Raw genomic sequence first — 8,080 nt, 5'->3', positions numbered from 1 at the left:
CGCACCGGGTCGGCGGTCGCCAAATCGCCTGTCGCGCAAGCCTTCAACAGCTTGGCAAGATCGCCCTCGAACCGCATCATCAGCACTTGGCACTCGGGATCGCCGAAGCGGATATTGTACTCGACCAATTTCGGCCCCTCGTCGGTCAGCATCAGCCCGGCGTAGAGTACGCCGCGATAGGGCATCTTGTCCTCGGCCAGCGTGCGCACGGTCGGCACCACGACTTCGCGCATCGCGCGGTCGATCAGCGCGTCGGTCAGCACCGGGGCGGGGCTGTAGGCGCCCATCCCGCCGGTATTGGGGCCGGTATCGCCTTCGCCCACGCGCTTGTGATCCTGCGCGGTGCCGAAGGGCAGGATGATCTCGCCATCGCTCAAGGCGAAAAAGCTGGCTTCCTCGCCGTGCATGAACTCCTCGATCACCACTTCGGAGCCTGCCGAGCCGAACTTCCCATCGAACATTTCGGACAGCGCGTGCTGCGCTTCCTCACGCGTATGCGCGATCACCACGCCCTTGCCCGCCGCGAGCCCGTCCGCCTTCAGCACGAAGGGCGCATCGAAGCGCTTGAGCGCGCTCCATGCCTCTTCCAGCGAAGCCGTGCGCTCGTATTTCGCGGTCGGGATATTGGCGCGCTTGCACAGGTCCTTGGTGAAGCCCTTGCTGCCCTCCAGCTGCGCGGCGCCTTTCCCGGGTCCGAAAACGGCGATCCCCTCGGCGCGCAGATCTTCCGCCAGCCCCGCGACCAGCGGCGCTTCGGGGCCGACCACCACCAGCTCGACTGCGTTCTGGTGGCAAAACGCGATCACGGCCTTGTGATCGCCCGCGTCCAGCGCGACAATATCGGCATGCTCGGCAATGCCCGGATTGCCCGGTGCAGCAAAGAGCCGGGAACATGATGGTGCGGCGGCGAGCTTCCATGCCAGTGCATGTTCGCGGCCACCCGATCCGAGCAGGAGGATATTCATTCGCGTGCCAACTCCAGACGATACCGATCCGGCGTTGCTAGCGAACAGCAGGCCGGGCGACAATTCCGAGCCGCTCAGCGTCACCGATCTCTCGCGCAGCCTGAAACGCGTGGTGGAGGACAGGTTCGGCTTCGTGCGAATCCGCGGCGAGTTGTCGGGCGTGAAGCGCGCGGCCTCGGGCCACCTCTATTGCAGCCTGAAGGACGAGAAATCGGTCATCGACGGGGTGATGTGGAAGTCTGCCGCGCCACGTCTCGCCTTCATGCCCGAGGATGGGTTGGAAGTGATCGTCTCCGGCAAGATCACGACCTACGCCGGTCGCTCGAAATACCAGATCGTGATCGAGCGGATGGAGCTGGCGGGCGAAGGCGCGCTGCTCGCGCTGCTCGAAAAGACCAAGGCGCGGCTGGAGGGCGAAGGACTGTTCGCGCCCGAGCGCAAGAAGCCGCTGCCTTTCCTGCCGCAGGTTATCGGTGTGGTCACTTCACCAACAGGCGCTGTGATTCGCGATATCCTCCACCGCCTGTCGGATCGCTTCCCTAGCCATGTGATCGTGTGGCCCGTGCTGGTGCAGGGAGAGGGCGCAAAGGGGCAGGTGAGTGCCGCTGTGCGCGGTTTCAACGCGCTTGAACGCGGTGGCAGCGTGCCTCGGCCCGACCTGCTGATCGTGGCGCGCGGGGGTGGCTCGATCGAGGATTTGTGGGCCTTCAACGAGGAACAGGTGGTCCGGGCAATCGCGGATTCGAAGATTCCCGTGATCTCCGCTGTCGGACACGAGACAGACACGACGCTCGCCGATTTCGCTGCCGATCACCGCGCGCCCACGCCCACCGCCGCTGCCGAACGCGCCGTGCCGGTGCGCGCGGAACTTGCCGCAGGAATTGCCGACCTCGCCGCACGCCAGATGCGCAGTGCCTCGCGGCCCGTCACGCTGGGGCGGGAGCGGCTGGAGGCCTGCTCGCAGCGCCTGCCCAGGCCCGATGCACTGTTACAGGCCTCCGCACAGGCGCTCGACGATGCGACGGAGCGTCATCGGCGCGCGCTGGTCGACCGGGTCGGCATCGGGCGCGCCATGCTCGACCAAGCGGCGGCAAGGCTGGCGCCTTCCACGCTGCAATGGCGGGTGATGCAAGCGCGGGAGCGGCTCGACGCAACGCGGCTGGCCCCGGCCATGCTCACCACGCGGCTGGAGCGTGCGGGCGAGCGACTGGACGCGGGTGTCGGCATGCTCCGTTCGCTGGACCCGAAAGCGCCCCTCAAGCGCGGCTATGCGCTGGTGTTCGGGCCCGGAGGCGATCTGGTGCGTAGCGCGGATGCAGCGGGCAAGCTGGGCAGCCTGACGCTCGAATTCGCCGATGGCCAGGTCGCGGCAAGCACGGGCGATGCCCCGCCGCCCGCCACGCCTCCGCCTCCGCCGCCTTCGCCCAAACGGAAAAGCCCTCCGCCGCATCCGGGGCAAGGCGACCTGTTCTGAACGGGGTGGCCCACGGCGACAGGATCGCTATATCAATCGCATGCTTACCACTTCCAGCGACCAGCCCGCGCGGCTCTATTACGAGGCCAATTCCTTCCGCGTCATTCGGACCGGCCGGTTCGTCCCCTGCGCCGTGACCGGAGAGCCGATTGCGCTGGAGGCCCTGCGGTACTGGAGCGTTGAGCACCAGGAACCCTATGCGAGCTGCGAAATTGCGACCCGCCGCCTGACCGGCCAGGCGTGATCCTGCGCTTCTCCGCAAGGCTGGCGCTGGGCGCGGCTTCGATCATAGCGATCGGCAGCTGTACGGCCAGCGGCGATGTGGGCGAGGAGGGTCCGCGCGAAACCGTCCAGCCGATTGCCGAGCCACCCGCTACCACACCGGCGGCAGTGCCTGCGCCCGCGGCCACTCCGTCCGAGCCTGTGCGCACGACCTTCACGTTTCGCGGTGAACTGGAGCAGGGCGGCTGGATCAGGGGCCGCGTGCCGAGCAACACGCGCAGTGCGCGGCTGGGCGGCCAGCAGTTCGATCTTGCCGAGGACGGGACGTTCTTCGCCGCCTTCGATCGCGACCAGGGGCCCCAGATCGAACTGGTTGCCACGCTTGAGAATGGCCGGACGATTTCCAGCCCGCTCACCATCGCACCGCGCGACTGGAAGCTGGAATATATCAACGCGCCCTATCGTGCGGGCCGCAGCAGCGCGGAGTTCGAAAGGCTCCGTGGCGGCGAGCTGGCGCAGATCGCTGCGGCACGCGAGGTCCGTTCCGGCAGCGAAGGCTGGCGGCAGGATTTCATCTGGCCTGTGACAGGGCGCATTTCCGGCAGGTTCGGTTCCCAGCGGGTCTACCAGGGCAAGCCGGGACCCTATCACTCCGGCCTCGACATCGCGCCGGGTGCGGGCACGCCGTACATGGCGCCCGCCGATGGTGTGGTGACCCTGGTGGCCGATTCGCCCTTCACGCTTGAAGGCAACCTGCTGATGATCGATCACGGCATGGGCTTGAACAGCGCCTTCCTCCATTCCGCGACCATCGTGGTGAGAGAGGGCCAGAAGGTTAGGCAGGGCCAGTATCTCGGCACGGTCGGCTCGACCGGACGCTCCACCGGGCCGCATCTGCACTGGAGCCTCAAGTGGCATGATTCGCGGCTCGACCCGCTGCTGTTTCTCGGCCCGATGCCCGACTGATGCGGCGGTAAAACGCGGTGGTGATGTGCGGCTGGGGCGAATGCCGATTCGGCTGGCCTAGCTTTCGCCCTGACACACCTGACACAGTGTACAAGCGTTGAAATCTTCGCACCCGAACGGCGCGCTTTTGCTTGGGATCGACGCTGTGAAAGAGCCGCGCCGAAGCTAGCGAGTGCGTACCGTGTAGGACAGCGGCGAATCGGGACGCGAATGCGGCCCGCAGACGAACGAAGGGCGCGTTTCGCACGATAATGCGAACGCGCCCGGTTCGTTTCGGCCTAAGCCGTATCGGAATGAAGAAGCCTAAAAGGCTCAGGCTGCCGGTGCGGCGGCCGCCTTCTTAAGCTCGCGCTTCACCTTGAGGGCGCGCGACGAAAGCTTTTCGTCCTTGGTCTTGAGCAGCCAGTTGTCGAGCCCGCCATTATGCTCGACAGAGCGCAGGCCCTGCGTCGACACGCGGAACTTGAAGCTGCGGTCCAGCTTCTCGCTCATCAGGGTGACGTTCTGCAGGTTGGGCAGGAAGACACGCTTGGTCTTGTTGTTCGCGTGGCTCACATTGTGGCCGACCTGGCGACCCTTGCCGGTCAGTTCGCAGATGCGCGACATGGCTTATCTCTTCTCAAAAATGGTGATCGGTCTGTGCCGGAAAGTCGCCGCGCTTAGCGGCCCTTTGCCGAATCGTCAACATGCTACCCGCGCTTGCCGAGTCCGCACACGCGACCTAGCGCATTGTGCATCATGACGCGATGGCCCTTGCCCGATCCGATGCAGCGTGCGCTGGAGGAAGCGCGGCTGGCCGCCGCTGCGGGCGAGGTGCCGGTGGGCGCGGTTGTTGTGCGCGACGGGGAGATTATCGCGGCCGCGCATAATGCACCGCGCACGCTCGCCGATCCGACTGCGCATGCAGAAGTGCTCGCGCTACGGGCTGCGGCGAAGGCGTTGGGTCAGGAGCGGCTCGAAGGCTGCGACCTGTGGGTGACGCTGGAGCCCTGCGCGATGTGTGCAGGTGCCATAGCCCATGCGCGAATCGCGCGGCTCTATTACGCGGCGCCCGATCCGAAGGGCGGCGCGGTGGCGCATGGCGCGCGCGTGTTCGACCATCCGCAGTGCCATCATCGGCCGGAGGTGTATTCGGGAATGGGTGAGGAAGAGGCTGGCGAGTTGCTGCGAGGGTTTTTTGCTCGCAGACGTTAGTGACGGGTACAGTGGCGAAGCCGCAGTTTCGTGCAGTAAGACAGAACTGTGACTTCGCTTTCTAGGCGCTAGAAGAGAAAGGGCGGATGGGTGCCGTTAGATCCCCAGGTATTGATTTCATGATGGCTATCAAGAAATCTCCGGCAACTTGAAATGCTTTATCAGTCTTTTCTAGGCTCCAAGTCGGCGGACCGGCGAAATCATTTCGCTCGGACAGGCGAATGGCTTCATGAGTGAATTCGTTTCTAGCCTCAAAAAGCTCGTCTAATAGACTGGCATCCTCTGGTACCCGAAAATCAGGGAAGAAAGCCCCGATCATGTGCTCCATGCGAGCGGTGCGATCAGGCATTGTCGAGAATAGCTTGGATTCCCATCGCCGGATGGCCCTCTTGAACTCGCGTTCGGCATGGGCTTCGCGCCTGTAGGAGGTAACTTCTTGCAACGAAGATTGAGCAGGGTCCAAATGCTGCAAGCATATGGCTATCGTCGCCTCAAGGGCATTTTCTAGAATGTCGGCCAATACGATGACCGTTCGCCTCGTAACCGACTTGTATCCTTCCCGTGCCTCCCGCTGAGCGCTCAAAAGGTTGATCTCGACCCATTGAAGCGCGGAAGCTGCATTTCGCTTCTCCACATCACTCATCCCTGCCTCAGCAACCCTCAATTTCTCAACCAAGAGTTCTGAATAGTGAGGCACATGGAAAATTGAACGCCAGCAAAGTGCGTTGTGCTCCTGCTCGGCTATCAGCAAATTTACGGCGTCCATTTGGGACTTTTGCAGTGCGTTCAGAAGAGTTCTTTTCTCGCCCATTACAGCCCCCGCCAGATTTTCGCCGGAACATCGTCCGCCGCGCCGCGTGCGGTGCGCTTGCACGCCGCCGGCATCCAGTCGCGCCCGTAACACAGGCGGATTTCCTCAAGCCAGCCACGCTCGTTGAGCTTCACCGCGATCATCTCGCGCCGCCAGTTGGTGTTCGCTGTAATCCATGCCTCGCGGATGTCGCCTGCTGTCAGCCCCTCCTTGCGGGAAAGCCGGTCGAGATCGGGCCAGTCGAGGCTGCGATGCAGGACGCGGGTGATGCGGAAATAGCGGTCGGGCGTATCGACCAGGCAGGAACCGTGCTTGGCCCATTGCCGCAACGCGAGGCTGGCCGATGGCTGGATACACATCTGCCGGGCAAGCTGCGCGCCGGTGGGGCGCGAACGTCGTGCCGGACACCATTGCGGCCAACCCCGTGCGCCCTGCGGCCATAGGCCATGCACGATCAGCCCGAAGCTGCCAGCACGCTCCGAGCATTGCCGCGCATGGCGGCGCGAATCCTTGCGCGTACGGCAGAACTCCGGGCTCCAGCTGAGCGACAGGACATATCCGGTGACGGGCATGGTCCGCGTCGGCCCGTCGCGTGCGATACTCGGCACGCTGACACTGCGCGGGGCGGTGCATTGGTAGCTTTGGGCAGACGCCGCAACCGGACCCAGCGCGACAATGAGGCCAGCGAGCCACAGCGGGAATCGCAGCCTCATCTCAGGTCGGGTCGACAGGCGTATCCTCGGGCTCGGCCGCCGAATCCTTGCCCTCCAGCCAGCGGATCGCATCGCCGCGGAACAGCAGGCCTACCGCCACTGCCTGCGCGATCAGGCCCAGCAGGCCGTAGATCTCGGACAGCGGCATCGCCCCGGCGAAATAGTCGCCCACCCCCATGAGCGAGATCAGGAACAGCAGCACGATGATCCACTTGGCGATGATCAGCCGCTTGTGCGAAACGAGGTACCACAAAAGCAGTCCGATCGCGGCGCCGACTGCATAGGCTATCAGCAGCACTACGGGGGGGATGCTGATCCCGCTGGCAGTGCTTTGCGCCGCCAGCTGCGCTTTCAGCACGTCATAGCCGGAAATGAAGCCGAGCAGGCCGAAGAACATGGCCCCGAGGTAGAAATAGTCGAACAGCTTGATCGATTGCGGTTTCATCGGCGCCCCCTTGCCTGCAATTTTGCGAAACTGCCGCAAGCGGGCCTCGTCGGCAAGCCGCAGGTCAGTCCAAGGTGGTGAAATCCAGCCCGATATCGGCTGCGGGCGCGCTCTGGGTCAGGCGACCGACCGATACATAGTCGACCCCGGTGGCGGCCTTGGCGTGGATCGTGTCGAGGTTGATCCCGCCGCTCGCCTCGGTCGGAACGCGGCCCGCCACCAGCTTAACCGCTTCGCGCAAGGTCGGTGGCTCCATATTATCGAGCAGCAGGCGGGTCGCGCCTGCTTTCAGCGCGGGCTCGATCTGGTCGATCCGGTCGACCTCGCAGATGATCTCGGCAACCCCCGCATCGCGCGCGCGCCGCACGGCCTCGCCCACCGATCCGGCGACCGCGATGTGGTTATCCTTGATCATGGCGGCATCCCACAGGCCCATGCGGTGGTTGCTGCCGCCACCCATGCGCACCGCGTATTTTTCGAGGAAACGCAGGCCGGGCAGCGTCTTGCGCGTGTCGAGCAGGGTGCAATCCGGGTTACCCATCGCATCGACATACTCGCGCACCAGCGTGGCAATGCCCGAGAGGTGCTGGACGGTGTTGAGAGCACTCCGCTCTGCAGTCAGCAGGGCCCGCGCATTGCCTTCGATCCGCATCAGGTCGGTGCCGGGTGCGACCTGAGCGCCATCCTCGACCAGCTGCTCGATCGTGCATTCGGGGTCGAGCGCGCGGAAGAATGCTGCCGCTATCGGCAGTCCGGCGACGGTAATCGGATCGCGGCTGTCCATCACGCCTGCAAAGCGCGCATCGGGCGGGATGACCGATTCCGAAGTCACATCGCGCCCTCCGCCGGGAATGCCTGCGCCGAGGTCTTCGGCCAGCGTCGCGCGAACGAATGCGTCGAGATCGAAGCCGGGAAGAGAAAAGGTCATGATTGAGCCCATTCTTGGTCGCGGCAGCCAGAGGGCGACTGCCCGACGGCTGTCAGGCCGCCCCCGTGGAGGCATTCGCGCATGCGAATCGCCGCGAACGAAAACTAGTGCACGAACCGCGCCACCACGTCGCGGTAGCTGCGCGAAACTTTCACTTCGGCACCGCTCCCGAGCACCAGAAAGCATTCGCCATTGGTGTGCGGCTTCACCTGGCGCACCTGGTCGAGATTGACGATGGTGGAGCGGTGGACGCGCTGGAACTTGCGCGGGTCCAGCCTGCGCTCCAAGTCCGTCATCGTCTCGCGCAGGATCAGCGAATTGTCGCCGGTATAGATGCACATGTAATCGCCTGCCGCCTCGAT

At 64.4% G+C, this 8,080-nt stretch carries 11 protein-coding genes; 4 read left to right on the top strand and 7 right to left on the bottom strand.

The features are described from left to right. On the bottom strand, positions 1-965 hold a 965-nt coding region (gene purD, locus ACEQXE_RS09115), incomplete at its 3' end, for a phosphoribosylamine--glycine ligase (RefSeq protein WP_370178623.1). On the opposite strand from purD, the gene xseA reads away from it, so the two are divergent. Genes xseA through ACEQXE_RS09100 form a run of 3 tightly spaced genes read left to right on the top strand, consistent with a single transcriptional unit; the run spans position 964 to position 3,627 of the window. After that, positions 964-2,439 carry an exodeoxyribonuclease VII large subunit gene (gene xseA / locus ACEQXE_RS09110; RefSeq protein WP_370178626.1) on the top strand — a complete coding sequence of 492 codons (1,476 nt, stop codon included), beginning with the start codon at positions 964-966 and terminating at the stop codon, positions 2,437-2,439. The genes purD and xseA overlap by 2 nt on opposite strands. A 40-nt stretch (positions 2,440-2,479) precedes the next feature. Beyond that, entirely contained in the window at positions 2,480-2,683 is a 204-nt protein-coding gene (locus ACEQXE_RS09105) for a DUF2093 domain-containing protein (protein ID WP_370178622.1), read from the top strand. After that, positions 2,680-3,627 carry a M23 family metallopeptidase gene (locus ACEQXE_RS09100; RefSeq protein WP_370178620.1) on the top strand — a complete coding sequence of 316 codons (948 nt, stop codon included), beginning with the start codon at positions 2,680-2,682 and terminating at the stop codon, positions 3,625-3,627. The genes ACEQXE_RS09105 and ACEQXE_RS09100 overlap by 4 nt, the downstream gene beginning before the upstream one ends. Positions 3,628-3,939: 312 nt before the next feature. Here ACEQXE_RS09100 and rpmB read toward each other — a convergent pair whose 3' ends face one another. After that, positions 3,940-4,233 (bottom strand): 50S ribosomal protein L28, encoded by a 294-nt coding sequence (gene rpmB / locus ACEQXE_RS09095; protein ID WP_370178618.1) that lies wholly within the window; start codon positions 4,231-4,233, stop codon positions 3,940-3,942. Between the two features lie 132 nt (positions 4,234-4,365). On the opposite strand from rpmB, the gene ACEQXE_RS09090 reads away from it, so the two are divergent. Then, on the top strand, positions 4,366-4,821 hold the full coding sequence (locus tag ACEQXE_RS09090; protein WP_370178617.1) for a nucleoside deaminase: 456 nt from the start codon (positions 4,366-4,368) through the stop codon (positions 4,819-4,821). A 61-nt stretch (positions 4,822-4,882) separates the two neighbouring features. Here ACEQXE_RS09090 and ACEQXE_RS09085 read toward each other — a convergent pair whose 3' ends face one another. The 5 genes from ACEQXE_RS09085 to ACEQXE_RS09065 all read right to left on the bottom strand — a co-directional run. Next, a complete protein-coding gene (locus ACEQXE_RS09085; protein WP_370178615.1) occupies positions 4,883-5,632 on the bottom strand; it encodes a hypothetical protein in 750 nt (249 codons plus the stop codon). Beyond that, complete coding sequence (locus tag ACEQXE_RS09080) at positions 5,632-6,345, bottom strand: ribonuclease T (RefSeq protein WP_370178613.1); 714 nt, start codon at positions 6,343-6,345, stop codon at positions 5,632-5,634. Before ACEQXE_RS09080 ends, ACEQXE_RS09085 begins: the two co-directional genes overlap by 1 nt. 1 nt (position 6,346) lies before the next feature. Next, complete coding sequence (locus ACEQXE_RS09075) at positions 6,347-6,790, bottom strand: hypothetical protein (protein ID WP_370178612.1); 444 nt, start codon at positions 6,788-6,790, stop codon at positions 6,347-6,349. A 64-nt stretch (positions 6,791-6,854) separates the two neighbouring features. Beyond that, positions 6,855-7,718 (bottom strand): carboxylating nicotinate-nucleotide diphosphorylase, encoded by an 864-nt coding sequence (nadC, locus tag ACEQXE_RS09070; RefSeq protein ID WP_370178610.1) that lies wholly within the window; start codon positions 7,716-7,718, stop codon positions 6,855-6,857. A 104-nt stretch (positions 7,719-7,822) separates the two neighbouring features. Continuing rightward, the coding region (locus tag ACEQXE_RS09065) for a LytTR family DNA-binding domain-containing protein (protein WP_370178608.1) at positions 7,823-8,080 on the bottom strand (258 nt) is incomplete at its 5' end.

It is taken from the genome of Alteriqipengyuania sp. (assembly GCF_964222115.1).
Taxonomy (GTDB): domain Bacteria; phylum Pseudomonadota; class Alphaproteobacteria; order Sphingomonadales; family Sphingomonadaceae; genus Alteriqipengyuania.
Note: the sequence above shows the minus strand (reverse complement) of the source record. Positions and strands in the feature narration are given on the sequence as shown.

Bases quoted from the DNA above. Each gene is read 5' to 3' on its own strand.
- ACEQXE_RS09105 (WP_370178622.1), top strand. From the start codon at position 2,480: ATGCTTACCACTTCCAGCGACCAGCCCGCGCGGCTCTATTACGAGGCC.
- rpmB (WP_370178618.1), bottom strand. From the start codon at position 4,233: ATGTCGCGCATCTGCGAACTGACCGGCAAGGGTCGCCAGGTCGGCCAC.
- ACEQXE_RS09090 (WP_370178617.1), top strand. From the start codon at position 4,366: ATGACGCGATGGCCCTTGCCCGATCCGATGCAGCGTGCGCTGGAGGAA.
- ACEQXE_RS09085 (WP_370178615.1), bottom strand. From the start codon at position 5,632: ATGGGCGAGAAAAGAACTCTTCTGAACGCACTGCAAAAGTCCCAAATG.
- ACEQXE_RS09080 (WP_370178613.1), bottom strand. From the start codon at position 6,345: ATGAGGCTGCGATTCCCGCTGTGGCTCGCTGGCCTCATTGTCGCGCTG.
- ACEQXE_RS09075 (WP_370178612.1), bottom strand. From the start codon at position 6,790: ATGAAACCGCAATCGATCAAGCTGTTCGACTATTTCTACCTCGGGGCC.
- nadC (WP_370178610.1), bottom strand. From the start codon at position 7,718: ATGACCTTTTCTCTTCCCGGCTTCGATCTCGACGCATTCGTTCGCGCG.